24 protein-coding genes are annotated in these 25,723 nt (G+C 59.2%); 7 read left to right on the top strand and 17 right to left on the bottom strand.

What is annotated here, in order from left to right; translation table 11 throughout:
- Nucleotides 1-357: 357 nt before the first annotated feature.
- The 3 genes from ABIE13_RS16965 to ABIE13_RS16955 all read right to left on the bottom strand — a co-directional run bounded on the left by ABIE13_RS16965 (nt 358) and on the right by ABIE13_RS16955 (nt 3,729).
- Complete coding sequence (locus tag ABIE13_RS16965; RefSeq protein WP_354445629.1) at nt 358-780, bottom strand: barstar family protein; 423 nt, start codon at nt 778-780, stop codon at nt 358-360.
- An 80-nt stretch (nt 781-860) separates the two neighbouring features.
- On the bottom strand, nt 861-1,262 hold the full coding sequence (locus ABIE13_RS16960; protein WP_354445539.1) for a ribonuclease domain-containing protein: 402 nt from the start codon (nt 1,260-1,262) through the stop codon (nt 861-863).
- Nucleotides 1,263-1,404: 142 nt separating this feature from the next.
- A complete protein-coding gene (locus tag ABIE13_RS16955) occupies nt 1,405-3,729 on the bottom strand; it encodes an NADP-dependent malic enzyme (RefSeq protein ID WP_354445537.1) in 2,325 nt (774 codons plus the stop codon).
- A gap of 384 nt (nt 3,730-4,113) precedes the next feature.
- On the opposite strand from ABIE13_RS16955, the gene ABIE13_RS16950 reads away from it, so the two are divergent.
- On the top strand, nt 4,114-4,608 hold the full coding sequence (locus ABIE13_RS16950) for a hypothetical protein (RefSeq protein ID WP_354445535.1): 495 nt from the start codon (nt 4,114-4,116) through the stop codon (nt 4,606-4,608).
- A gap of 243 nt (nt 4,609-4,851) precedes the next feature.
- Here ABIE13_RS16950 and ABIE13_RS16945 read toward each other — a convergent pair whose 3' ends face one another.
- Both ABIE13_RS16945 and ABIE13_RS16940 read right to left on the bottom strand, forming a co-directional pair.
- Nucleotides 4,852-5,703: a ferritin-like domain-containing protein gene (locus tag ABIE13_RS16945; RefSeq protein WP_354445533.1), complete on the bottom strand. Its 852-nt coding sequence runs from the start codon at nt 5,701-5,703 to the stop codon at nt 4,852-4,854.
- A gap of 706 nt (nt 5,704-6,409) precedes the next feature.
- Complete coding sequence (locus ABIE13_RS16940; RefSeq protein WP_354445627.1) at nt 6,410-7,030, bottom strand: glutathione S-transferase N-terminal domain-containing protein; 621 nt, start codon at nt 7,028-7,030, stop codon at nt 6,410-6,412.
- A gap of 161 nt (nt 7,031-7,191) precedes the next feature.
- Between ABIE13_RS16940 and purB the strand changes: the two genes are divergently transcribed.
- Together purB and ABIE13_RS16930 are read left to right on the top strand one after the other, a co-directional pair.
- Complete coding sequence (gene purB, locus ABIE13_RS16935; RefSeq protein ID WP_354445532.1) at nt 7,192-8,619, top strand: adenylosuccinate lyase; 1,428 nt, start codon at nt 7,192-7,194, stop codon at nt 8,617-8,619.
- 819 nt (nt 8,620-9,438) lie between these two features.
- The gene (locus tag ABIE13_RS16930) at nt 9,439-9,999 is read left to right on the top strand and encodes a YaeQ family protein (protein ID WP_354445530.1); all 561 of its coding nucleotides are present in this window, start codon (nt 9,439-9,441) and stop codon (nt 9,997-9,999) included.
- Nucleotides 10,000-10,188: 189 nt separating this feature from the next.
- Here the strand turns inward: ABIE13_RS16930 and ABIE13_RS16925 are convergent, their stop codons facing one another.
- The 8 genes from ABIE13_RS16925 to ABIE13_RS16890 all read right to left on the bottom strand — a co-directional run bounded on the left by ABIE13_RS16925 (nt 10,189) and on the right by ABIE13_RS16890 (nt 16,841).
- The gene (locus ABIE13_RS16925) at nt 10,189-11,088 is read right to left on the bottom strand and encodes a hypothetical protein (RefSeq protein ID WP_354445528.1); all 900 of its coding nucleotides are present in this window, start codon (nt 11,086-11,088) and stop codon (nt 10,189-10,191) included.
- 145 nt (nt 11,089-11,233) lie between these two features.
- Complete coding sequence (locus tag ABIE13_RS16920; RefSeq protein ID WP_354445526.1) at nt 11,234-12,202, bottom strand: Bug family tripartite tricarboxylate transporter substrate binding protein; 969 nt, start codon at nt 12,200-12,202, stop codon at nt 11,234-11,236.
- A 122-nt stretch (nt 12,203-12,324) separates the two neighbouring features.
- Nucleotides 12,325-12,762 carry a lipocalin-like domain-containing protein gene (locus ABIE13_RS16915; protein ID WP_354445525.1) on the bottom strand — a complete coding sequence of 146 codons (438 nt, stop codon included), beginning with the start codon at nt 12,760-12,762 and terminating at the stop codon, nt 12,325-12,327.
- Entirely contained in the window at nt 12,759-13,601 is an 843-nt protein-coding gene (locus ABIE13_RS16910) for an alpha/beta fold hydrolase (protein ID WP_354445523.1), read from the bottom strand. Before ABIE13_RS16910 ends, ABIE13_RS16915 begins: the two co-directional genes overlap by 4 nt.
- Nucleotides 13,602-13,629: 28 nt before the next feature.
- The gene (locus ABIE13_RS16905) at nt 13,630-14,580 is read right to left on the bottom strand and encodes a VOC family protein (RefSeq protein WP_354445522.1); all 951 of its coding nucleotides are present in this window, start codon (nt 14,578-14,580) and stop codon (nt 13,630-13,632) included.
- A gap of 14 nt (nt 14,581-14,594) precedes the next feature.
- Nucleotides 14,595-15,272 (bottom strand): GntR family transcriptional regulator, encoded by a 678-nt coding sequence (locus ABIE13_RS16900; RefSeq protein ID WP_354445520.1) that lies wholly within the window; start codon nt 15,270-15,272, stop codon nt 14,595-14,597.
- A 268-nt stretch (nt 15,273-15,540) separates the two neighbouring features.
- On the bottom strand, nt 15,541-15,858 hold the full coding sequence (locus ABIE13_RS16895; RefSeq protein WP_354445518.1) for a DUF2007 domain-containing protein: 318 nt from the start codon (nt 15,856-15,858) through the stop codon (nt 15,541-15,543).
- An 83-nt stretch (nt 15,859-15,941) separates the two neighbouring features.
- Nucleotides 15,942-16,841 (bottom strand): LysR substrate-binding domain-containing protein, encoded by a 900-nt coding sequence (locus tag ABIE13_RS16890; RefSeq protein WP_354445516.1) that lies wholly within the window; start codon nt 16,839-16,841, stop codon nt 15,942-15,944.
- A 144-nt stretch (nt 16,842-16,985) separates the two neighbouring features.
- Between ABIE13_RS16890 and ABIE13_RS16885 the strand changes: the two genes are divergently transcribed.
- The 3 genes from ABIE13_RS16885 (at nt 16,986) to ABIE13_RS16875 (ending at nt 19,703) form a co-directional block, all read left to right on the top strand.
- Nucleotides 16,986-18,341, top strand: coding sequence for an acyclic terpene utilization AtuA family protein (locus tag ABIE13_RS16885; RefSeq protein ID WP_354445514.1), 1,356 nt, complete (start codon nt 16,986-16,988; stop codon nt 18,339-18,341).
- Between the two features lies 1 nt (nt 18,342).
- Entirely contained in the window at nt 18,343-18,651 is a 309-nt protein-coding gene (locus tag ABIE13_RS16880) for an AtuA-related protein (RefSeq protein WP_354445512.1), read from the top strand.
- 77 nt (nt 18,652-18,728) lie between these two features.
- A complete protein-coding gene (locus tag ABIE13_RS16875) occupies nt 18,729-19,703 on the top strand; it encodes a Bug family tripartite tricarboxylate transporter substrate binding protein (RefSeq protein ID WP_354445510.1) in 975 nt (324 codons plus the stop codon).
- 38 nt (nt 19,704-19,741) lie between these two features.
- Here ABIE13_RS16875 and ABIE13_RS16870 read toward each other — a convergent pair whose 3' ends face one another.
- The 4 genes from ABIE13_RS16870 to ABIE13_RS16855 all read right to left on the bottom strand — a co-directional run bounded on the left by ABIE13_RS16870 (nt 19,742) and on the right by ABIE13_RS16855 (nt 25,058).
- The gene (locus ABIE13_RS16870) at nt 19,742-19,900 is read right to left on the bottom strand and encodes a hypothetical protein (RefSeq protein WP_354445508.1); all 159 of its coding nucleotides are present in this window, start codon (nt 19,898-19,900) and stop codon (nt 19,742-19,744) included.
- 86 nt (nt 19,901-19,986) lie between these two features.
- Nucleotides 19,987-21,246, bottom strand: a complete 1,260-nt coding sequence (locus ABIE13_RS16865) for an MFS transporter (RefSeq protein ID WP_436278432.1) — start codon at nt 21,244-21,246, stop codon at nt 19,987-19,989.
- A gap of 29 nt (nt 21,247-21,275) precedes the next feature.
- On the bottom strand, nt 21,276-21,746 hold the full coding sequence (locus ABIE13_RS16860) for an FKBP-type peptidyl-prolyl cis-trans isomerase (RefSeq protein WP_354445506.1): 471 nt from the start codon (nt 21,744-21,746) through the stop codon (nt 21,276-21,278).
- A gap of 297 nt (nt 21,747-22,043) precedes the next feature.
- Nucleotides 22,044-25,058 (bottom strand): DNA topoisomerase III, encoded by a 3,015-nt coding sequence (locus ABIE13_RS16855; protein WP_354445504.1) that lies wholly within the window; start codon nt 25,056-25,058, stop codon nt 22,044-22,046.
- An 87-nt stretch (nt 25,059-25,145) separates the two neighbouring features.
- Between ABIE13_RS16855 and ABIE13_RS16850 the strand changes: the two genes are divergently transcribed.
- Nucleotides 25,146-25,721: an SET domain-containing protein gene (locus ABIE13_RS16850; protein WP_436278431.1), complete on the top strand. Its 576-nt coding sequence runs from the start codon at nt 25,146-25,148 to the stop codon at nt 25,719-25,721.
- Nucleotides 25,722-25,723: the final 2 nt, after the last annotated feature.

Genomic DNA, 25,723 nt, shown 5'->3' with positions numbered 1-25,723 from the left:
CCTAAGGCCAAACGCTGCGCCCCACAGGGCATACAGCGTCCATGGTGCTTCGCCTGGTCGCGGAAATGTTGATAGCCAAAAAAAATGCCCCGCGATAGCGGGGCATTTTCTTGGCCGGCATGGGCAGCGACTGTTGACACAGCCGGCTCCACGCGCGGATACGTCAGGCGGCGGAGAGCCAGTATCCTGCGTTAAAAGGGCTGCTCATGCGCAGTGCCAGAGGAGAAATATCGACCAGTTTGTCGGTCGGCATTTTCTCGCCTGGTTCGGCGCTGACATCGGCGGCGGGCACACGCAGTGCTTCGCCTGGGGGGGCCTCGTTCGCCCGTTCTGCTTGGCTGGTTTGTGCAGAACGGGCTACAGAAAAGAATAGAAGCAGCGGAAAGGGATCTTGCGATCACCCCAGTAATCCGAGGCGTCGCGGAAGATATCCAACAACTGCTCGCGCGCTTCCTTGTCGAACTTGGCAGTCGCAGGAATCTGCTCGAGCACCACAATAAAGCCAGGCTGGGGGCCGGACTTGTGCAGTGGGTCGGTCATGCAGTCGTAGAGGGCGTCGAAATTCTTGCCAAAATGTGCAGGGAACGTGAACTGCTCGGCAATCATGTCCAGCACGTCTTGCTTGGTCTGCGCATGGGCGAGATTCGCGTACAAGAAATGTTGGTTCAGCTGGCTGGCAGCATCCTGCAGATCACTGACGCGAAACGCGCGGATCGATTGCACGATGTTGGTCCGGACCCCTTTGAGAGGGACTTCTTGTGGACGAAGTGGTGTATCCATCTCCGCTGCTTTCTCTTGGGTAGGTAACAGGTCTGGCAGCGACACCTTGGGAGGCGCTGCCTGGAATTGTTCTAGGGCCTTCATTCAACGATCCTTTTGAAACTCGAGTAGTGATCGCTCGTGTAGTAACATGTGTCTGGTGTCTTGGGACGCTGGCCACCGCAGACGATTCGCTTGGCACCGCGATTGCGAGCGCCAGGGGCTGCTACCGTGTATTCACGGTAGTAACCGCGCCGCTGCATAGGCAGCAAGCGCTCTCGATTGCCAAAAACCGTACCGTCTTTCTCGTATGCGAACGGACCACCCTGATGGATCAGCCGATAAGTTAGCCGACCCTCACGAGGCAACTCCGCTACCGCTAAAGTGGTACTAACCGGTTCTCTTGGAAAACCGCGTGCTTGAGCCGTTCCGATTCCGGAACAAGCCAGCAGCGAAATTACCACCAGCGATCGCGCAGCATGCGATGCCACAGTTCGCAACATGAAAAACACCTTTCGGAAACGTTCGGGTTAACCCGAAAATTCCAAGGCGTTAGTGTGACTCAGCGGCAACAAAAAAGCAATAGGCCTGCCCAATAAATGGGCAGGGTGTGTGGTGAGCAATTCGCTGTAAGTCAGCGGTTACTTAGCTTTCGTCGCTTACAGACTCTGCGTTGGCATCTGCAACCGCCAGCGCGGTCATGTTGACGATACGCCTCACAGTGGTGCTTGGTGTGAGAATATGCACAGGTTTGGCCGCACCAAGAAGCATTGGGCCGATGGCGATGTTCCCGCCCGCGGCGACTTTGAGTAAATTGTAAGCAATATTGGCCGCGTCCAGATTGGGCATGACCAACAGGTTCGCATCGCCGATCAAGGGGCTGTCCGGCATGACTTCATGCCGCTGGGCGGCATCCAGGGCCACGTCACCATGCATCTCGCCGTCTACATCCAGCCACGGAGCTCGTTCGCGTACAAGCTCGAGCACCAGGCGCATCTTCTGCGCGCTAGGTGAGTTGGAAGACCCAAAGTTGGAGTGAGACAGGAGCGCCGCCTTGGGTTTGAACCCGAAGCGCATCATTTCTTCCGCGGCCATGACCGTGATCTCGGCCAGTTGCTCTGCAGTCGGGTCGAGATTGATGTGCGTGTCGACCAGGAATACCTGGCGACCTGGCAACATCAGGCCGTTCATGGCCGCAAAGGTCCGAGCCCCTGGCTTCTTGCCTATAACCTGGTCAATGTAGACCAGATGCATGGCATTGGTGCCCCAAGTGCCGCAGATCATGCCGTCAACGTCGCCGGAGCGCAGGAGCATGGCGGCGATCAGGGAGAGGCGGCGGCGCATTTCGATGCGGGCGATGGGCACCGTAATTCCCTGGCGCTTCGTCAGCTCGTGGTATTCCTGCCAGAACCCCCGGTAACGGTGGTCGTTCTCGACGTTCACTACGTCGTAGTCACGACCCTCGGCCAGCCGCAAGCCGAATTTTTCGATACGTTGGGCAATGATGAGCGGACGGCCGATCAAGGTAGGCCGCGCGATACCGTCATCCACCACAATCTGGGCGGCGCGCAGAACGCGTTCTTCTTCGCCTTCTGCGTAGGCAATGCGCTTTTTGGTGGCGGCTCTTGCAGCATCGATGATGGGTTTCATCGTCGTGCCAGACGCGTAGACAAAAGTCTGCAGCTTGTCTCGGTAAGCGTCCAGATCCGTGATGGGGCGCGTAGCAACACCGCTGTCCGCTGCAGCTTGGGCAACAGCGGGTGCAATCATCATCATCAGGCGCGGGTCAAACGGCTTGGGAATCAGGTATTCAGGTCCGAAGGCCAGTTTCTCGCCCGCATAGGCGCGCGCCACCACCTCGCTTTGCTCCGCCTGCGCAAGATCTGCAATGGCGTGAACGGCGGCCACTTCCATTTCCATGGTGATGGTCGTGGCGCCGCAGTCCAGCGCGCCGCGGAAGATGTAGGGAAAGCACAGGACGTTGTTGACCTGGTTGGGATAGTCGGTGCGGCCGGTGGCCATGACCGCGTCATCACGGACTGCCTTGACTTCTTCCGGTGTGATCTCCGGATAGGGGTTGGCCAGCGCCAGTATCAGCGGGCGCTCAGCCATGCGCGCCACCATGTCGGGCTTGAGCACTCCTCCGGCAGAAAGACCCAGGAAGACATCCGCACCGTCTATCACTTCAGCGAGCGTGCGCTTGTCAGTTTTCTGGGCATAGACTTCCTTGTCCGGGTCCATCAGTTCGGTACGGCCTTCATAGACCACGCCCTTGATGTCGGTGACCCAGACGTTTTCCAGGCGTACGCCCAGCTTGACGAGCAAACCAGTGCAAGCCAATGCAGCGGCACCTGCGCCGGAGACCACGAGCTTGACCTCTTCAATGGGCTTGTTGACCACCTTGAGGCCGTTGAAGACCGCTGCCCCCACCACGATGGCGGTGCCATGCTGATCGTCGTGGAAGACCGGAATCTTCATGCGCTCGCGCAGCTTGCGTTCTACGATGAAGCACTCAGGGGCCTTGATGTCTTCCAGGTTGATGCCGCCAAAAGTGGGCTCCAGGGCCGCGATGATCTCGACCAGCTTGTCAGGGTCTTTTTCGTTGATCTCGATATCGAAAACGTCGATGCCGGAAAACTTCTTGAACAGGACGGCCTTGCCTTCCATGACGGGCTTGCCTGCGAGCGGGCCGATATCGCCCAGGCCCAGCACCGCCGTGCCATTGGTCACTACGCCGATGAGGTTGCCACGTGCCGTGTATTTGAAAGCAGCCGCTGGATCCTTGACGATCTCTTCACAGGGCGCGGCCACACCGGGCGAATAGGCCAGAGCGAGTTCATGCTGGTTGACCAGTTGCTTGGTGGGTGTCACGGCTATCTTGCCGGGCACGGGGAACTCGTGGTAGGCCAGCGCTGCACGGCGCAACTCGGCGCGTCGTTCTTCGTTAGAGACGTTGATGGGATCGGGCATGACTAAATCTCCTGGTGCGGGGCGCGAATGGATATCGATTCTAGGGCCCCCGCGATCCAGGCTGCCGGCCAGCCCTTTCCTTACTCCGAATCCCCGCTTGGACAGCTGAGATCCTGCTCAGTATTCGGAGCGAACGATGCTTGCCGAGCAGGTGCACGGTGGTTGCAGGGCCGGACATTTTTCTCAAGATCACGATCTGACGAAATGGGACTACACCACGGAGACATGGAGTCGCGCTAGCATGTGTTTTTTGCCACTGAGTCAAGCAACATCAGCCTTCGGAGATGGCATTGAACCTTGAACCGGCAGTTGAGCGCTTGCAACGGTTCGCTAGGTTTATCGCTGTCGAAGGGTCTCCAAAATCTTTAATCAAAAGGTGAAATCATGGGTCTATTAGATACGCTGCAACAGGTCATTAACAGCGCCACTGCGCCGAGTGCCCAACAGATAGATGCCGTTACGCGCGAGGCGCCCAAGGATCAATTGGGCCATGGTGTCGCAGAGGCTTTTCGCTCCAAGGAAACGCCTCCTTTCGCGGAGATGGTAGGCAGCCTGTTTGAGAAAGCCACCCCGGAGCAGCGCACCGCCATGCTGAACGCTATCGTCGAAAAATTGGGCCCCGGCGCGTTGGCTGGCGTAGCCGGTGGTGCGCTGGCTGGTCACGAGGGGGCAGCAACACCCGCCATTCCCCTAGACAAGGCCAGCCAGATATCCACCAGGGATGTGCGCGACGTAGTGAGCGCTGCAGAAACCGGTGAGCCCGGCATCATGGATCGTATGGGGCAGTTCTATGCGGAACACCCCGAACTGGTGAAGACGTTGGGCGCAGGAGCGCTGATGATTGCGCTGGCCAAGATCAAGAGCAACCTCGGGCGCTGAAGCGCAGGGCCCTTGGGCGGACTAGTTTGTTGCGCCCACTGATCGGTAAGGCCCGAGGGGGAAACACGATCTACCCGAGCCTGTGGTGCGAGGCTTCTTGGGGGCGTTGGGCTACAACCAAGCCAATCCGAGGGCCGCTTAAGTACCGGATTCGCAGCGCCATAGCCAAGCTATGGGTTAAGACGTCAGTGAAGATGGACACTGCGGCCCCAGCCGCAGGCGGATTTCAGGTCCGACAGCTTCTTAGGTCGAAGCAACCGGGTTGGAGCTGCCCGTGCTTAGGGTCTTCCGGTAGCGGTTCAGCTCTTGTACGGTCTTGAAACCGGTACCCATCAGTAAACCGAGATTGTGAAGAATGCGTTCGACCACTTTGTTTTCCCAGCTCGTGTCGAACTTGATCTGCTTGTCCAGCCACTCTTCCAGCCATTCCGGGTCCGGCAGGCGGCTTTGCACGGTATCGCGCGGGAAATGCGCTTTGCTGACATGCAGATTGGTGGGGTGCAGCGCTTGCGCGGTCCGGCGCGCGCTGGCCATCAGCACGCCGACCTTGGCGAACGCCAGACGCGCTTCGTCGCCGCATTTGGCTATGGCACGGCGCATGTAGCGTAGATACGCGCCACCGTGGCGGGCTTCGTCCTGGCTCAGGGTGGTGTAGATCTGCTTGATGACGGGCTCGCTGTGCCATTCAGCCGCGCAGCGATACCAGTGGTTGAGGCGGATCTCGCCGCAAAAATGCAGCATCAGCGTTTCCAGGGGTGGTGCAGGGTCGAATTCGAAACGGACAGCGTGCAGTTCTTCTTCAGTGGGAACCAGGTCTGGACGGAAACGTTTGAGGTACTCCATCAGAACCAGCGAGTGCTTTTGTTCCTCGAAGAACCAGATCGACATGAAGGCGGAAAAATCAGAGTCGTCTTGGTTGTCGCGCAGGAACATTTCCGTGGCGGGCAAAGCTGCCCACTCCGTGATGGCGTTCATCTTGATGGTCTGCGCTTGGTCGTCGCTCAGCTTGGTGGCTTCGAACTTGTCCCAAGGAATATCCTTGCCCATGTCCCAGCGCACAGCCTCAAGTTGTTTGAACAGTTCCGGATACAGCACGTTTAGTTTTCTCCCAGACGAGGCAACGCAAAATCGCACCCCAAACGCTCTATTTTAATGACTAGCTTGTGACATGGGTATGTCTGTTTCCCTTAGGAGCCTGTCGGACCTGGAAATCGCCGGCTACAAATGGGCCGCAGCGGTCCATTTTTCATCGGCTTCTTGACCCATAGCTGGGCTATGGGCCTGCGAATCCAACGAAAACTGTCCTCGCTGGGGCCCATTTTCGCTTTCGGCGCTCCAAGTCCGACAGGCTCCTAGCCCTCTCTTTAGAGCGCAAATATGGGCAATATTCAGAGATCGGGGCCATCCTGTCGCTGGCTGTTTGTCAGGGCACCTGGCTCTTGCCCAGGCAATCTCTCATCCTGCGGCGCGCGTGTGGGACGTCGGTTGTCCCGGAGCTCTCGACTCGTTAACAGTTCTTTACGAAGTGATGTTCAACACGAGCGGAACTTTCAGCATTTTTTGGCCCTCTTAACATGCACAAGGACTGAATGCTTATTGATTGACTCCAGACTCCATTAACGCTGCCAAGCCTCCAGCTTTATAGCCGGTGAAAAACCTGAAGCGCACTTCCTCCTCCCTCCCTCCTCCTCCTTCGCTTCAGGTCGCTTCGCAGCCTTTTTTATTCCGAGACGCCGCTGTGTTTTCATAAACCCAGCGGCGTCTTCATGAGTTGAGCGCCGGGGTGATGTAGGAGAAGGTGTTATTCAGGCTTCGTGTCTGCGAAGCTGGGGCGTTGCATCAGTTTGCCGTCCAGCAACTGTGCCAGATTGGCGTGGCGTTCACGCCAGTTCAGCGCCGGGAAGCGAAAATCAAGATAGGCGAGGGCGCAACCGACTGCAATGTCAGCCAGGCTGAGATGTACGCCTTCTGAGCACCACGGTTTTTCACCCAAGCCATTGCTCATGGCGTTGAGGGCGTCGTCCACTTTCTTCATCTGCCGATCAATCCACGCCTGGCTGCGCTCGCCTTCCGCGCGGCCAGGCCAGGTGGCTTCCAGACGCGCGAGGATCGCTGCATCCATCAGGCCGTCTGCCAGCGCTTCCCACGTCTTGACTTCTACACGTTGACGGCTGGGAGGTGGAATGAGCTTGCCCACAGGCGACAGGGTGTCGAGGTATTCCACGATGACGCGGGAGTCGAACACCGCGTCTGCACCGTCCATGACGAGGCAAGGCACCTTGCCGAGCGGATTGGCAGTACCAATGGTGGTGTCTTCAGCCCAGACGTTTTCCGGCACGAACTTGTAATCCAGCTTTTTTTCAGCCAGGACGACACGCACCTTGCGCACATAGGGGCTGGTTTGGGCGCCAATCAATCGCATGGACATGGGAAAGTTTCAATGAAATAGCGGCAATTTGGCCGCAGTTCATTGTAGGGTGTGTCGGGGTTGGCTCCCCTCAATTGCGGCTTGCCGTTACCTTGCGCAGGTGTGAATTAAGCCCCAGTACGCCCTAGTGCGCGCCGCCTACATACAATTTGCACATGGACCTCACCCCTCTTTCCGCTCTTTCGCCCCTGGACGGCCGTTACGCCGCCAAGCTTGCCACCCTGCGCCCATTGATGGGCGAGCTGGGCTATATGCATCGCCGCGTGCAGGTCGAGTTGACCTGGTTCGTGGCGCTTTCAGACGCTGGATTCTCTGAGTTCAAACCTCTGACGGCTGACGCTCGCGCCTATCTCGCAGGTTTGATGAACAACTTCAGCGAGGCTGACGCACAAGCCATCAAGACGATTGAAAAGACCACCAATCACGATGTGAAGGCGGTCGAATACTGGATCAAGTCCAAGCTTGAGGGGCGTCCTGAACTGGAGGCTGCCAGTGAATTCGTGCACTTTGCCTGCACGAGCGAAGACATCAACAACACCAGCCACGCATTGCAGCTTAAAGGTGGGCGCGACCAGGTTTTGCTGCCCGTGCTGGACACTGTGCTGGCGCGTCTGAAGGTGCTGGCGCTGGCCTATGCAGAAGTGCCCATGCTGAGCCGCACGCATGGCCAAACCGCCAGCCCCACGACCGTGGGCAAGGAATTGGCCAACGTTCTGGTGCGTTTGCAGGCTGCACGGGCCAAGATTGCCGAAGTGCCGCTGCGAGCCAAGATGAACGGTGCTGTAGGCAACTACAACGCCCACATGTCTGCATGGCCGGATTTCGATTGGGAAGCGTTTGCCCGTCAGGTGGTGGAGGCGCCGGAACTCGGTGAGCAGGGCACGGGTGCGACCGATGCCTTTGGCCTGGGCCTCAGCTTCCAGCCCTACAGCATTCAGATCGAGCCCCACGATTACATGGCCGAACTGTTCGATGCCCTGGCACGTGCCAACACCATCAGCATTGACTTGTCGCGCGATATCTGGGGCTACATCTCCCTTGGTTATTTCAAGCAGAAGCTCAAAGCCGGCGAGATTGGTTCATCGACCATGCCGCACAAGGTCAACCCCATCGATTTCGAGAACGCCGAAGGTAACTTTGGACTGGCCAACGCCCTGCTGCGCCATCTGAGCGAGAAGTTGCCCATCAGTCGCTGGCAGCGCGACCTGACCGATTCCACCGTGCTTCGCAATATGGGCGTGGCACTGGGTTATGCGGTACTGGCCTATCAGTCGCTGCTGACCGGCCTGAACAAGCTGGAGTTGAATGAAGCAGCGCTGGCTGCCGATCTGGATGCTTCATGGGAAGTCCTGGCTGAGCCTATCCAGACGGTGATGCGCCGCTTTGGCGTGGCTGGGGCTTACGAGAAGCTCAAGGAAGTGACGCGGGGTCAGACCGTGACGCGCGAAGCCTTGCATGAGTTGATTCGCTCGCTGGAGATTCCAGAGGCGGAGAAGCAAAGGCTGCTGGCGTTGACGCCGGGCACCTATATCGGGAAAGCTGCCGAGCTGGCGAAGCGGGTGGGGGCCACGCCCGCCCCCTGAGTCACCTTCGGTGCCTTCCCCCCTGGGGGACATAACACCGATGGCCGGCACAGGTCCGTCCATGGCGTTTCACGCATGGCCTGCTCCGCGGCCTTTTGATTTGAGCTCCCTCTTCCCTAGCCGGGCGCCCGCCCGCAGGAGAGGGATTAAAACCACTCGCTTGCGATTGATATGTGTAGGGCCGAGCGCAGCAATGGCCCGAATCAGGCTTCCCACCCCTTTGGCCGTGCCGAGGAGCGCAGGGCAAGGGGCGGGCAAGAGCACTGCAAGAGGCTCTTGCTTCGTGAACTAGCTTGCGGCAGCTGTCTGAGCGTATTGAGCGAAGCGAAAGTAGCGAGTTCTGCCGCACCGCCCCTGGACCGAGCACCGGAGGTTGCCTGGAGCGAAGCGGAGGGTCGCGGACAGTGGGGCCGCCTTTCTTTTGCCTACTTTTCTTTGGCGGAGCAAAGAAGAAGTAGGTGCGCTGCCGGGCGCACATCCCGGCCTCCGACCTATCCGTTAACAGCAGAAGGTCACTACAAAGCACAGCCAACAACTCAAACGCCGCTCGCCCTCACCCCAACCCTCTCCCCAAAGGGAGAGGGAGTGAAAGCAACCGCCGCATGCCCTCACCGGTTGGCCGGCCCCGCCCCCCTCCCTAGAGGGAGAGGGAGTAAACCCCAGACGGGCTCCCGGAGGAGTGAGGCACAGCGTATGGACAAACTGGGCAACGCTGGCCATCCGGTTGCAAGCAGCGTATCCATGCTGACGCACAGCCAGCATGTGTATCCGCAGCCCATCGTGATGCACGATTCCCACACCTAATGATGTAATCCCCCCATGGCTCTCAAATCCACCATCTTCAAAGCCGATCTGGCCCTGGCTGACATTGACCACAGCTGTTACACCGACATGGCGCTAATGCTCGCGCGCCACCCCAGCGAAACAGACGAACGCATGATGATGCGCCTCGCTGCGCTGGCCTTGAATGCGCACCAGGTGCAAGACCTCTGCGGAGGCGATGCCAAGATCAGCTTTGGTGCCGGGCTTTCAAGTCCGGACGAGCCAGATGTGCAACTGGTGGATTTCACCGGCCGGACCCGGCTCTGGATTGAAGTAGGGCAGCCGGATGAGAAGCCGCTCATCAAGGCATGTTCCAAGGCAGACCAGGTGATCTTGTATGTGTATGGCCCTGCCGGTGAAGTCTGGTGGCGCGGTATCGAGAGCAAGCTGTCTCGGCTGGAGCGGCTGACCGTATGGCGCGTGCCTGCTGATCAGGCGCAAGCCTTGAACAGCCTGGCAGCCCGCTCCATGCAGTTGTCCGCGACAGTGCAGGAAGGGCAGCTGACGCTGGCCGTAGGAGACGCCAGCGCAAGCCTGGAGCCAGTGCGCTGGAAGTAAGCGCCTGGCTTGCAACGCAGTGCCGCTCACGTGCGTTCACGCTGATGTTGGGTTTTTCGTAATTCATGACAAACACTCAGCCCGAACGGTTTGTGGTGATTGACCGAAATTACAGAAGTTCAGCGCCCTAGGCGATAGATTGGTTCTCGTGCATTGCGATAACGTCGGTAGATTGCGCTGGGCAAGCGGTCAAGCGCCGGCGACAAAGCTTGCGGCGAAGGTTGCAATGACTGCGATGCCGATGGCTACCGACGTGGAAATGACAAAGCTGGCATTCTTGTCGCCCGCATATTCTTTCAGCAGGGCATCTCCTTGGGCCACCAGGCTCATCGTCGATTGCATCAGCTGATCCTTGAGAGCCAGAGCGCCGGTTGTGAAATCTTCAAACTTCACTTCCGGCATATGGGCGTAAGCAGTTTTCAGCAGCTCAAAAACTTGGCAGGCGTAAGTGCTGATCTGGCCTGCAAATTGTTTCACCGATGCAGTCGTTTCGCTGAGATGGACGCTGGTGAAGAACCCACTCGTCCACTCAGGCAATTGACCGAAGAAGCCGCTCACCTGGCTGGGCACTTCCTTGCCCGTGACTTCAGTGATGCGGGCACCTGCATTTTGGAAAATGTCATAGGTGAGCCCAGGAAGGCTTTGCACCAAGGCTGCCAGTCGGCTCGGCAAATTCTCTCCCACCAAGGAAGTGAATTGCTCGGAAGCGCTGGCGATGAAGCGGTTGGCCTGAATGGGCAACTGGTCGATGAACTGAGAGAGCTGACTCGGTGTGCCCGCTTTCATGTTCTCCAGATCGGACACTCGAGACTTCAGACCGTCAATCGATTCCCAGATTTTCCCTAGTTCCTTGGTGGTAGTGTCGTCCAGATATTCGCTGGACTTGAAGCTCAGGGGCGTGCTTGCCGTCACGTTGAAGGCGAATTCCTGGTTGAGGAGCCTTGGCGTATCACCGGTGTTGCCGGTGGAAAAAAGCTGACCGTTGACGTTCTTGCCGATGCTATGGAGTGCGCTGCCGAGCTCCGCGATGTTATTGAGCAAAAGGGTGGAGTTCAAACTCTGGGCGTTGGCTAGATTAGCTAGTTGCATGTGAGATTTTCAAAGCGTGAAAGATGTTTGGGACTATTGGACAAATCCCAGAAAAGAATACTATTGTAGTATTTTCAAGCTTACTCACGCCCGAGCAACGGGACAAGGAACTCCGGGCATCCGGAGGTCCTTCGCATCTGCCCGGTCAGTCCAACTGGATCTTCAAATCACGGATCAGCTTGTGCCAGCGCGTGTTCTCGCGCCCCAGCAGGGCGGTGTAGTCGGCCGTGGTGCTGCCCACTGGTTCCACCCCGAAATCGGTGAACTTCTTGCTCACAGTGGGGTTTTGCATGGCCTTGGCAGCTGCTTGCTGCATCTTGGAGATCACGTCGGCAGGGGTGCCGGCAGGCGCAACCAGACCAACCAAGGCGGCGGCTTCGACGCCCTTCAGGCCCAGTTCATTCATGGTGGGGACATCAGGCAGTTGTGGAATGCGCTGAGGAGTGAACACAGCCAGCGGGGTGACCTTGCCACCTTTGATGAACCCAGCAGCAGCCGCAAAGTCGCTGATGCCCAAGGTCACCTGACCGCCTGCAATGTCAGCCAGAGAGGGCGCCGCACCGCGGTAGGGAATGTGAACCAGATGCAAGCCAGCAGTCTGCTTGAAAAGCTCCAGCGCCAAATGGTGGGGGCTGCCAGAACCCGCAGAAGCGACGCTGTACTTGCCGGGGTTGGCCTTGGCTTTGGCGATCACATCCTTGGCGCTTTTGAACTCGCTTCCGGGGGTGGTCACGAGCATCATGGGCACCCTGCCGATCAACGACACCGGCGCCAGATCGCTGACTTTGTAGGTCAGGCTTTTATAGAGCACCGGGTTGAAGACCATGTGCCCGTTGTCAGCGTTCATGACTGCGTAGCCGTCCGGCCCGCCGCGCAGAATGTCCTGGACCGCAATGGCGCCATTGCCACCGGGTTTGTTGTCCACCACGATGCTTTGGCCCAGATCGGTAGCCATTTGGGCCGCGACTGTGCGTGCCATGAAGTCCGAACCGCCGCCGGCGGGATAGGGCACAACCCAGCGAATTTGCTTGGTGGGCCAGGCCGATTGCGCCAGGACGGGGGAGCTGGCGGCAACGCCTGCCAGTGCGGCCAAAGCGATCAGGGCTATCTTCATGAATTGTGTCTCCGGAGCTAGTTGTTTAATTTGAATTGAAATGCGCGAGTGCTCTATCTCAACGCACTGCGCTCCATAAGGCGATCGGGGGTTTCCCTGGGTCCTTCAGTCCAGTGAAGGAATCAGGCCTGCCGCTGCCAGATCAGGTTGGCAGAACGAGCCTCAGGCGTGCCGTCTTCAAACCTGGCGCTGAGGTAGAGCAGTCCGTCGCGCATCTGGGCTGTTCTGCGCTGGATGCCTCCTTCCCAATTGGGATAAAGGCTGTGCTCCACATGATGGGCAATCACAGTGCCCCGGTCGCTTTCGCCCTCTACCTCCCAGGCGCCCGCATAGCTGAAGTAGCTGCTGTAGGCGCTGACCTTGTCGGCTTCTGCGGCAGTCCATTGGCTGGCGGACAGGGGAGGGCGCTCGGCTTTCTCGATAACGCAGAACATGCCGTGGGCGCTGTACTCTATGAAGCCGCGCAGATGCTGGCCCATAGGGTAGGTGCACCTCCCATCGTCGTAGTCTTGTCGCCAGTCGACAATGCGCCAACGGCCCAGGATGTCTTCTTTTCTCATGCTTGGGTTTCGAGAAGGAATTCGGAGATCAGCCGGGTAAAGGCTGCGGCTTTTTCAATCTGCACCCAATGGCCGCATTCGCCAAACACGTGCAGATCGGAGTGGGGGATCAGACGCACGAGTCGTTCGGACACTTCGAGCGGAATCACGCGGTCGTCCCGGCCATGGATGATGAGGGTCTGCTGGGTGATGCCGCGCAGCGCAGATTCAGGGAGGGCAAGCATGTCTACGCCGCGTTGACGCGGCGCCGGGAACAAGGCGGCGAATCGCTCCTGCACATCAGCACGCGTGCTGGCCTCGTAGCGCATCTTGACCAGCTCGGGGGTGACGATTTTCTGGTCAAACGCGAAGACGCCGATCAGCTCGCGCATGGCTTCGAGCGAGGGCTGGTATCCCCAGACCTTCTCCAGACCTTCACTGATGGGAAACGACAGGCCCACTGCCCCCATCAACACCAGGCGCTTGACCCGATCTGGATGCCGATGCGCCAGCGCCAGTGCGATGGCGCCACCGAACGAGTTGCCCACCACAGAGACCTGGGGAAGACCCAGTGCGTTAAGGAGGTCCGTAAGCTGTTGGACCCAGGCGTCCACGTTCAGCGGCTTTGATGCGGGGCAGCTGGTGTAGCCAAAGCCCAGCATGTCCGGCGCCACCACCCGTGCGCGCTGCGACAGCACCGGAATCACACCCCGCCAGTTGGCCCAGGCGGTGACCCCGGGGCCCGAGCCGTGGATGAGCAGTATCGGCTCGCCTTGGCCCACGTCATGGACGTTGAGGGTGCATTCACCCAAGGGCAAGGATTTGGCAATCTCAGGAGATGAATTGACGGGCAGGGTCATAGGTTGGGGGCGTCTCGTGCGGATGTTCTTATTCGGATGGGGCAATCGGTGCGCGCAGGCCGCGCGCGGCAATGTCTTTCAGGATCTGGCGGGCCTGTTCGCGTTTGGCGGGGGGAAGCCAGGTGCGGTCATGCCCCCATAGGCTCATGCCGGGCAGTTCGGTGATCTGCCAGTCCTGATCGATCAGGCGACCAGCCCACCCCAGTTCCAGCATCCAGCCATCTGGTGTGCGCAGATAAAAAGAGGTGACGTGGTCATTGCTGTGGCGACCCAGCGAGACCCCAATGGACTGCGGCTGTTCCAGCGCCATGTCATAGGCACGGCCTACGTCGTCCCACTCCTTGTATTCCAGCATGAGGTGGTAGACCCCGGGGCCAGTGCCAGTGTCCGCCAGGCCTATGGTGTGGTGGCGTGGGTTCACGTGAAAGAACTCGGCCACGAAGGGGGCGCTGGCACGGTCGCTCAACGCAAAGCCCAGTACCTCGTGATAGAGGTGCTTCATGCCAGCGAAGTCGCCTGCCATCAATGCGGTATGACCTATGCCCAGGTCGATGTCTCCTGCACGCGTGCGAAAACCGCCGATAGGGCGGCCAGGGACAAAGGGCGTCGTGGCATCTTGCAGACCATGGGCCAACTCGACTCGGTAGCCGTCAGGGTCCGTGAAGTGCGCCATGGCGCTCACGGCGCGCAGGGCGCGTTCGTCCGCCGTCGAAGGGGTCACCGGGAATCCGGCGGCTTCGACCTTGGCAATCATGGCGTCCAGGGCCTCTGGGCTTGGCACCGTGTAGCCCATTCCCAGGCTGGGTTGGCCGGTGGTCGATTGCAGCAGCAGCCGTTGCGCTTTCTCGTCCAGTCGCAAGCGCACGCTGCGCCCTGGTTCCATCTCCTCGGCTTGAAGGCCCGCCATGGTGGTGGCCATCTCCATCCAGGCCGGGAGATGCGGGGTGTTGATCAAAACATAGCTTAGGGCATTGATCATGGTGAGTTTCCGTTTCAGTGGTCTGCCAGCGCTTGCATCATGCGCAACACGCTGGCGCCGGTGCGTTCTATGTGCGCGCCAAGGACCTCCGCTGCGAGCGGGGCATTTCGCGCCAGTGCTGCATCGAACAAGGCCTGGTGCTCCTGGATCACGTTGCGATCAGGCTCGCTCGTTTTCATCAATACCCTGCGGTAGCGATCACTCATGCCATGCAGCAGTTCGCAAAAGCGCATCAGGATGGGCGAGCCACAGGCGCTGATGAGGGTTCGATGGAACACGTGATGGCGCTCTTCCCACGCGCTGATTTCATGGGCTTGCCAACGTTTGGCCTCGAAATTCTTCAGACGCTGGAAGGCCGTCATCAGGGCCACTTCCCAGTCTTCTCCACCCAGGCGGATGGATTCGCCCAGAGCACGCTGTTCCAGCTGGATGCGCTGCGCCTTGATGTCCAGAAACTCGTCTACGGTGACAGGGGCCACGCGATAGCCTCGCTGGCCGGAAGGTATCAGCAGGCCTTCTGCGACCAGGCGCGATAGTCCTTCGCGAATGGGGCTCAGCGAAACGCCGTAGTCCTGACGCAATCCCTCCAGCTGTACGCGCTCGCCCGGCAGCCTGTTGCCGGACAGAATTTCCACGCGCAAGGCCTGGGCGAAGTCCGTGGTGCGGTTGGTAACAGCGGGAGATTCCTGCATGGCATTGAAAGCGTTGAGTGCCTCAAGCTTAGGCTGAAAACATATGATGTGTCAATTTATATCATACGTAATTCGGCGGCCCGCGTTTCGCCCGCACACGAACAACGTCGTCTTTCTGAGGGCTTGGGGCAATGCTGTTCACTTAAGCACACAAATATCCGTTCGGGCTGAGCTTGTCGAAGCCGGGTGCGACGCTTCGACAAGCTCAGCCCGAACGGACTGGGTTTAACTGAACAGTATTGGGGCTTGGGCGCTAATTGATGACGCCCTAGTCCGCCTGGGGCTGGGGCATCAGCGCGCCACAGCGCCAGCATTGCTCGAAGCCGCCTTCGACGTCTTCACCGCACGCACTGCAGAGCCAATGACGCTGCGGGACGCGCGCCAAGTCGGAAAGCAGGGCGCTGGCGGCGGCCTCGTGTTCATCGTGCAAAAGCCAGATCTCTGGCAGGCATTGATCGGGGGGCAGCTCACCGGCCACGCCTGTGAGAAACAGTCGTTGAACAGTGGCGGGGTAGCCGCCCTCGCAAAGCAGATCGGCCCATATCTGGGCAATGGCGGCGTTGGGGGCGCGAGTCAGGCGGCGCATGCGTTTATTGTGCTCCTCGTGCACGTTTTCGGCTTGGGGTGGGGCCGTGGGGGTGTTCAAAGTCGCCGAGCGGACCCTGCAATTCAGGGCCTGTTCAGTTCGATCAGCAGATTCAGAAACACATTGGTTGCCTTGGGCAGGGTTCGGCCGCGGCGCGTAAGCAAGCCAATGCGGCGAGTCGCCACGGGCGATCGCAAAGGGACAGTCCGGACACGTTCCGTGTTGAGAAGAGGGAAGGCCAGTCTTGGGAGCGCAGCGATACCCACTCCATTGGCGATCATGACGCCTATCAACGCCACATTCGGAGATTCATAGGTAGGTCGAACGGCATAGCCACTATCGCTGAATATGCGCTCTGTGATCATGCGGACGCTGCTTTCCGGACCACTGGCGATGAAGGGACGCTCCAGGAAGACGCTCCAATCCACGGATCTTTTCCTGGCAAGAGGGTCTTCACTGGAGCACACCAGTAAAAATTCATCCGAGACCAGTTCCTGAAAGTGGAGGTCTCGAAACTTTGGCGACGCCGCGATAGAGATGCCGAAATCCACATTGCCGCCGGCGACGGCACCCGCAATCTGGTCTGCGGAAGCGGTGTCTATTGACACCCGAACGCCCGGGTGCGAAGCGTGAAGCTCCTTAATGGCAGGCGGAAGTATGGACGCGGCAGTGGATGCGAGCGCGGAGATCTTGATGGTGCCGCGCCGCCCGGCAATGAAGGCGGAAAGATCGCTCAGCGAATCTTGAAATTCCGCGATCATTTTTTCTGCGATTGGCAAAAGCTCAAGCCCTGCCTGCGTCACTTCCACGCTATGGGTGTTGCGGTCAAATAGCCTGGCGTCCAGCTTGGCTTCAGCAGACTGAATTCGCCTGGAAAGGGCTGACTGGGTGATGTGCGCTTGAGACGCAGCAAGCCTGAAATTGCGGGTTTCGCCGAGATAAACCACGGCTTCCAATTCTGAGAACGTGAGCTTCGGTCTCATCGTATGCAGCTCGCCGTGCAGCTTGGTAATGATTTTTATGAATTGCGGACAGTCTAATTATGCACTTCCCATATCACTAAGGTGGGATCACAGTCAGGGCGTGTTCAACGCTGAAGTCGCCTGGGAATACGAGCAGGCTGCCATATGACCAAAACATCCAACACCATCCGGATTGGGACCGGCGCGGGATTTGCAGACGACCGATTCGCGCCAGCGGTGGAGCTGGCGGAGAAAGGCGAACTGGACTATCTTGTCTTTGAGTGCCTGGCCGAACGAACGATAGCGCGCGAGACGCTATCCCGCCTGCGCGATGAGCAGCGCGGCTATAGCCCTCTGCTGGTGCCTCGCCTGGAAGCGGTTCTGGGCCCATGCATGCGCCAGGGTACGCGGATTGTGGCCAACATGGGGGCTGCCAACCCTTTGGCTGCAGGCCGCGAGGTGATTCAGACGAGCAAGCGCCTTGGCTTGCCTGAAGTGAGGTGCGCAGTTCTGCTGGGCGATGATGTCTCAGAGCTCATCAGGGCGAATCCGCAGCTTCCCCTCATGGAGAGCAACGAGCCCGTAGACACCTTGATGGCGAGGCTTGTATCGGCCAACGCCTACCTGGGGGCGGATGCAATTGCCCGCGCGCTGGATACAGGCGCTCAGGTGGTGATGACGGGTCGCGTGGCAGACCCTTCCCTGTTTTCGGGGGTAGCTTTGCATCATTTTGGATGGCAGGAGGACGATCTGGAGCGCATGGCCTCCGCTACGGCCATGGGGCACTTGCTGGAATGCTGCGCTCAGGTCAGCGGGGGCTGCTTTGCCGATCCTGGCCGGAAAGATGTGGACGATCTGGCAAGCCTGGGCTTTCCGTTTGCGGATATAGATGCAGCGGGTGGTTTGTCCATTAGCAAACTGCCGGGAACAGGCGGGCGAGTGGACCTGGCGACCTGCAAGGAGCAATTGCTCTACGAGGTACACGACCCCTTCACCTATCTCACGCCGGATTGTGTGCTGGACATCACGGATGTGGAATTGCATCAGCTTGCCAAGGATCGCGTAGGGGTAACCGGGGCCAAGGCCCGTCCCAAGACCGATACCTACAAAGTCAGCGTAGGGTACCGGGATGGCTATATCGGCGAAGGACAGGTGTCGTATGCCGGTATCAACGCGGTGGCGCGAGCCAAGCTTGCGGCGGAAGTGGTGCAGGAACGCCTGAAACGCTCCGGACACAGCTATTCGGAAGTGCGAGTGGACTTGATTGGCATTTCGAGCCTGCATGGCCGAACGGACCGAGCGGCAGAGCCCTACGAAGTGCGGCTACGCATTGCAGCGCGTACGGAAGATCGCCGAGCTGCCGAGGCCGTCGGCTTTGAAACACGCACGCTGCACGTCAACGGGCCAACCGGCGGTGGCGGCGGAGCTGACCCGGTGGTGCGTGAGGTTCTGGCTGTGCAGTCCGTTTTGATACCTAAGGCGCTGGTGGACGCACAAGTGCGTATTCAGGAGGTTCATTGAAATGACGCGTCTTTATGACATTGCGCATGCTCGCGCCGGAGACAAGGGAGATACATCCAACATTTCTGTCATCGCCTACAGCCCGGATTCATGGGAGCTGCTTCGAGAAAAGTTGACCCCTGAGCTGGTTCAAAAGCACTTTTCTCATGTGTTTGCCGAAGGCGGTTATGTGCGGAGGTATGAACTTCCCAAGTTGCAGGCGCTGAACTTTGTGTTGGTGCGGGCATTGCGGGGCGGCGTGACGCGCTCCCTTGCACAAGACGCTCACGGCAAATCGCTGAGCAGCCTGATGCTGACCATCGAGATTTAAAGGCGTGGGCGGCAACTGGCGCTCTTTCTGACGCCTGCCTTCCTGAGCTACCCCAATTCAGTACAAGGAGACAAGTCATGATGACCAAACGCAAGTTTTTGTCCAGCTTTGCGATCACAGCCAGCGTAGCCATGTCCATGCTTCCTGCTGTTCAGGCCCAGGATCTCGCGGGCAAACCGATCACGCTGGTGGTGCCGTTTTCGGCAGGCAGTTCTACGGACGCGATTGCGCGTTTGCTCGCGCAGTTACTGGGCCCTGAGCTCAAGACCACGTTGGTGATTGACAACAAGCCCGGCGCAGGCGGACTGATTGCGGCCAAGCAGGTGGCAAGCGCTCGCCCGGATGGCACCACCATCTTCATCACGACCAATACGACACATGCGGCGAATCAGTTCATGTACAAGAACTTGCCGTATGACCCGGTGGATGATTTCACTCCAGTGAGCTTGCTGCGTAAAACCTATCAGACTATCTTGGTCCGGTCGGACTTGCCGGCCAAGTCGGTGGCGGAGCTGGTCGATCTGGCCAAACGCCAACCCGGGAAGCTGACCTTTGGCAGCGGCAGTGCTTCCTCGCGAATGGGGATTGAGCTGCTGAAACAACTTGCGGGAGTTGAGATGCTGCATGTGCCTTACAAGAGCAATCCTCATGTGGCGACCGCGCTCATGGGTGCTGAAGTTGATGTGGCAGCCATGGAGACTGCGATCCTGGCTGACGCCACACACGGAAAATTTCGGCCTTTGGCGGTGACCAGTGATCGTCGCCTGCCGCACCTGAAGGACTTGCCCACGGTGGCCGAATCAGGTCTGAAGAGCTATGAAATGTCGTCCTGGACCGCGGTGTATCTTCCTAAGGGGGCATCGCCGCAATTGACCGAACAACTGCAGCAGGCGTTTGTGCGCGTCATGAATACGGAACCCATGGCGCAGCATTTGAGGAAATCAGGCTCCACGCTTACCACCAGTACACCGCAAGAGCTTGCCAAGTTCCAGGCCGCTGAAACCGAAAAATGGGGCCGAATGATTCGAGCGGCAGGGATTCAGCCCGAATAATGTCTCGCTGGCGTTGACCCGCGTGGCACAGAGAAGGTCTAGCGCGTGATGCCTGCATCCATAGTGCCGTACACCGTGATGCCACTGCCGGAAGAGGTCCCGCTGCTGCCGCCTGCGCCCGCTCCGGTGGTGACGCACCCGGCCAGAGCCAGGGCGCCCAATGCCGCCGCGCAGATGAGAAGGTAAAAACGTTTCATGGCAGCAAACTCCTTGTCTTCGAACAGACGGTACCAGTATGCCTGAGGGGACGGGTTTGGGGCTTCAAAAGGTAACCGCTCGGGTTTCAGTCGGCGTTGGCTTTTTGCGGCAGCTTCCAGAATGCCAAGGCACCTGCCAACAGCATGGCGCTCATTGTCAGCAACACAGCTTTGAAGGGCTCTAACCCAGCAGCTTGTGCCAGTGACGCGGCCAATCCCGTTGCCCACTGCATCAATGAGATGCCAAGGAACATGGCCATGGTGAACAGCGAAAGAGCCCGGCCGCGAACAGCTGCAGGGTAGGCGCTGTGAACGTACCCGTACTGCAGCACGCCATACCCTGAGAGCAGGCCATAGCCGATGGCCAACCCTACGTCTACCCACGCCAGTGACATCAGTCCCATGGTGGCCAGCAAGATGGCTGACAGTCCAGAAAGGTAGATCATCCAGCGAACGCGCCGTACTCCGCCTGGATCAAAGCGGCCAAAAACGGCTGGGCTCAGCATGCTGGCCAATGTCATCACAAGGGCGACGTTGCCGGTCTGTACCAACGAGAAATCATGCCGGTCGATCAGCAGGGGACCCAGCCACAGGCCACGCAAGGCGATGAAGCCCGCGTAGGTCACCGCAGCGTACATGATGAGGCCTGCGGTGTGGGGCAGTTTGAACAGCAGCAGCATTTCGCGCAGGGCTGCGAAAGGGTCAGGCCGAACCTGCGGAGTGCCTGGCTTTTTGGTGGCAGGCTCATGCACCAGCCACCAGATGCAGACCCATGCAATGAGGGCTCCGGCAGCCATGGCCCAGAACCCCCAGCGCCATGAGCTGATGTCGATCAACCAGGCCATCGGCGTTGCGGTGGCCAACACGCCAATGCTGCTGATGCTCATGATCAGCCCAGACATCGATGTGAACTTCTCAGGATGGAAGTGGCGAGCGATGAAGATCGTACAGACGAGGAAGGCAGGCGCGCAGCCGGTGCCGATCAGCATCTGGCCGAACAGCAGCGCGCCGTAGCCCTGGGCATTGGCTGAAATCACGGCCCCCGCGATGGCCAGGGGAAATGCGGCCACGATGGTGCGGCGCACGCCAAAAAGGTCAATGGAGACCCCCATGACCAATTGCATGAAACCGAACGCAAAGTGAAATGCGGCCGCCCAAAGTCCCAACTGCTGGGGCGAAAGGCTGAGCTCACGAGCCAATGGGGGGCCCATGATGGAGGCTGCTGTTCGAAACGCCTGGCTGAGCGCAAAAGCGCTGGCCAGCGTCAGCAGCATGATCCAGGCGAGCCGGGCGCTCAGGGCCGACCCTGGGGCAGCGCCGCTACCTGTCGCGTTGGAAGGGTTCACGAGCCGTGCTTATCAGCGTCAATTCAGGATCAATGGTGGTGACCGTGGTCACCATGCACGTGGCGGTGGGTAATTTCCTCTGCCGTGGCTGCTCGGACTTCCTTGACCGTGGCGGCAAAACGGATGGCTTGACCAGCGAGCGGGTGATTGCCGTCGAGAAGGACTTCGGGGCCTTTGATCTTGACCACATGGAACAGGCGCGGCTGTCCATCCGGCCCAGGTCCTTGCAACTGGCCGCCCACTTTGACGCCTGGCGGGAAATCTGCCTTGGCGAGGGTGCGTGTCAGTGCCTCGTCGCGATCTCCGAAAGCATCCGCTGGCTGAAGTTCGCAGTTGATGCTCTCGCCCACATCTTTGCCTTCAAGCAATTCTTCTGCCTTGGGGAACAGGTTCTCGTAGCCACCGTGCAAGTAGGAAGTCGTTCCTGATTCAAGCGGTTTGCCTTTCAGGTCGGTGATACGGAAGTTCAGGGTAACGGCGGTATCGCGTGCAATTTTCATGGTTTTTTCTCGACGAACAGTTGCTTTCTTCTATTTTCAATCACTTATGCAGCGTGAATATCCGGCCATCCTGAGCCCAGCTTGTGTTGAGCTCGAACGGATGGGGAGTGCGAAAACTCAATGCTGCAGCAAGCCCGATGTTCGATTCTTTCGCCTTTTGCCGCCTATCGGCGGCGAATAGCCGCTCAAAAGAAGTGGATTAGGCCCACCAGCAAGATCCTGGGGCGGCAGAGCGGGCTGCGTTCCCTTGGGACTTATCTGGTGCAGTGCAAGGTGCGCAAGCGCCCCACGGCCTCCTTAGCTCAGATGTTCGCCAGCAATCCCTGCCAGCTTGAACATGCCCACGCTGTCAGCGCCAAAGACCGGACGCAGTTTGGCGTCTGCCACGATGGTGCGCTTGTCCTTGGGGTCTTGCAGGTTATGAGCCTTGATGTAGTCCCACAGCAGCTTGACGACCTCGCCGCGCCCAAACGGTCCATCGCCGATCACGGCGGCCAGTGCCTGGCTGGGCTTGAGCGTTCCGGCCCGCGGGGCCTTGGGTTTCTCAGCCTTGGCGGCTTTGGGCGTGGCCGTTTTCTTGGCTGCAGCTTTCTTGGCAGGAGTGGCAGTTTTGCCAGCGGCCTTGGCGGCTCCGGCACGAGCGGCTGTCTTTTTGGCTGCTGCGGGGCGTGCCGGGTACTTGCCAGCCTTGCCTTCGCGAGGCTCGAACTCGAAGATCACCTTGTTCTCTTCGGCGTTCCACGTCAGGCGTGCCTTGAACGTACGGCGGGTTCGCATGCTGACGAACTTATCCAGCAGGTCGGTGCGGCCTTCGGCAAGCAGCTTGGTCATCTGCTCGGGTTCCACAGGCTGCTGCAAGATGGTTTGTCCGCTCTTGAAGTCGCAACTGGGCGTGGGCTGCTCGTTGGTAGGTACGGAGCGCTCGCACACGTAGTTCTTGCCAAATAGCTTTACAGGGCCGCCGCACTTGGGGCAAGCGCCCAGGCTGGGAACGCCGGACAGATCGACGATCTCACCGCTTTGCTCTGCGCGGGCGTCCTCGCCAAAATCAAACTCGAGTTTGAAGTTGTCCGCCTCTTCATCCCGCACCAGGGTGAGCTCGGCGACGAAGGGCCAGCCCGCCTTGCTGCGAAAGCCTTCCAGCGGGCCGATCTTGCGGTCGCGCAGGAATGCCTCGGCTTCTTCCAGCGCGAAGGCGCGACCGGCGGGTGTCTTGGTGAACGAGAACCCGCAGGCGCTCTCACCGTCACCCGCAGGGCCGGTGCAGGCATAGCGGCGGTAGTTTTCCTTCACGACGCCGGCGCAGTGCGGACATGGGGTCTGCAGCGTGGCGTAGTCACCGGGTACCGTGTCGCGGTCGTATTCTTTGGCTTTCTTGACGATGCGCTCGGTCATCGCTGCGATTTCTTGCATGAAGGCGGCGCGCGAGAGGCGCCCTTGCTCCATTTGCGACAGCTTGTATTCCCATTCGCCGGTCAGTTCGGGCTTGCTGAGCTCTTCCACTTCCAGTCCACGCAACAAAGTCATCAGCTGGAATGCCTTGGCGGTCGGGATCATCTCCCGACCTTCGCGAAGCATGTACTTCTCGTTGAGCAGGCCTTCAATGATGGCGGCGCGGGTAGCGGGCGTGCCCAGGCCCTTTTCCTGCATGGCCTCACGCAGCTCATCGTCTTCTATCCACTTGCCTGCGCCTTCCATGGCGCCCAGCAGCGTGGCTTCACTGTATCGAGCAGGCGGGCGTGTGCGCAGGGCCTTGGGTTCGACTTCGTTGGCCAGCACCTTCTCGTCCGGCTGCACAGGAACCAGCGTTTTGCCTTCGTCCTTGCCATCTCCAGCTTCGTTGGCGGCTTCCTTGCCGTAGATGGCCAACCATCCGGCCTTGACCAGCACCTTGCCGTCTGAGCGGAAGTTGTAGGCCTTCTCCGGGAGCGTGGGGGCGCTGGCTCCAGCGCCGGGCCGCGAACCATGCGAAGCAGGGAGCGTAGGGGCCGTTACTGCTGTTGTGATCCTTGTCGTGACCAGGTATTCGGCACTGGGGTAGAAGACCGCCATAAAGCGCCGCACCACTAAGTCGTAGAGCTTCTGCTCTGCCTCAGACAGTGCGCCTGGTGCTTCCAGAGTCGGGATGATGGCGAAGTGGTCTGACACCTTGGCGTTGTCAAAAATACGCCGGTTTGGCCTGACATAGCCCTGTTCCAGACCCAGCTTGGCATGCGGCGCAAGGTGCCGCTGGCCGCTGGAGGCCAGCATCTCGAAGGTCTTGCGCGCCACTGGGACGTAGTCTTCAGGCAGATAGCGCGAATCGGTACGGGGGTAGGTCAGTGCCTTGTGCCGTTCGTAGAGCGATTGAGCTAGCGCCAGCGTCGTCTTGGCTGAAAAGCCGAATTTGCCGTTGGCTTCACGTTGCAGACTGGTCAGATCGAACAGCAGCGGTGAGGCTTGGGTCGTTGGCTTGCTCTCTTCCTTGACGGTGCACGACTTGCCCCGGACAGCCTCGGCAATGGCGCGTGCCTCTTGCTCCACCCATACGCGGTCTGCGCGCGCTTCAGTATCTTCACCTTTTTTCCAGGCTGGATCGAACCACTTGCCGGTGTACTCACCTGCCAGGGCACCGAAAGTCGCGTGAATTTCCCAGTAGTCGCGCGCCACGTGTTTGCGAATCTGCTCTTCGCGCTCTACCACCACCGCCAGGGTAGGCGTCTGCACGCGTCCCACGGTGGTCAGAAAGAAGCCGCCATCGCGCGAGTTGAACGCCGTCATGGCTCGCGTGCCGTTGATGCCCACCAACCAGTCGGCTTCGCTGCGGCTGCGCGCCGCATCTGCCAGGCCCTGCATCTGCACATCTGAGCGAAGGTTATCGAACCCGTCCCGGATGGCCTGTGGGGTCATGCTTTGCAGCCACAGGCGCCGCACAGGCTTGCTCGCATGCTTGCCTTCCAGCGCATATTGCTCAATCAGCCGAAAGATCAACTCGCCTTCACGCCCGGCGTCACAAGCGTTGATGAGGGCGTTCACGTCCTTGCGCCTGGCTTGCTTGACCACCGCGTTCAGGCGCGTCTTGGTCTTGTCTACCGGTTTCAGGTCGAAGTGGGGGGGAATGACGGGCAGGTGGGCAAAGCTCCACTTGCCGCGCTTGACGTCGTATTGTTCCGGCGCCTGGATCTCCAAGAGGTGACCCACGGCGCTGGTAACGACGTAATGTTCGTTCTCAAAATGCTCGTCGTGCTTGTCGAATTTGCCGGCTACGGGCGTGAGTGCACGCACGATATCCTGAGCAACCGAAGGCTTCTCTGCAATGACCAATGTTTTCATGTGGCTAGAATTCGTTTTCCTCGCGCGGGCGCGCTCGCACACATGTGCACGCGCATACGCATAAATTCACCATAACAAACTTTCGCCGTGCCTTCAAAAACCAGGCCTAAAAGCGCCACTGCTTCGCAAGGTTCGCTGCCACCCAAGGGGGCGCCATCTGCCGGAGACAGCGGTCGGCGCATACAAACCCGACGTTCTGGGGTGCACGGCAAGGGTGTGTTCGCAGTGCAGGATATTCCTGCTGGCGAACGCATCATTGAGTATGTAGGCGAAATCATAGGGTGGGATGAAGCGCAGAGCCGCCACCCGCATGATCCTGCGCAGCCCAACCATACGTTCTATTTTCATGTGGACGAAGACCGCGTGATCGATGCCGCGTATGGTGGCAACTCTTCCCGCTGGATCAACCACAGCTGTGATCCCAATTGCGAGGCGGACGAGGAAGACGGCCGCATATTCATCAAGTCGCTGCGCCCCATCAAGGCGGGCCAGGAGTTGAACTACGACTACGGCCTGGTGATTGATGAGCCGATGACCCTCGAGCTGCTGGCCGACTACCCTTGCTGGTGCGGTAGCGCACAGTGCCGGGGCACTTTGCTGGCGCCGCTGGAAAAGAAGAAGGCCAAGAAAAAGAAGAAGAAGTCCAAGAAAAAGAGCAAGTAGAG

The sequence above is a fragment of the Ottowia thiooxydans genome (assembly GCF_040548795.1).
Lineage (GTDB): Bacteria > Pseudomonadota > Gammaproteobacteria > Burkholderiales > Burkholderiaceae_C > Ottowia > Ottowia thiooxydans_A.
Note: the sequence above shows the minus strand (reverse complement) of the source record. Positions and strands in the feature narration are given on the sequence as shown.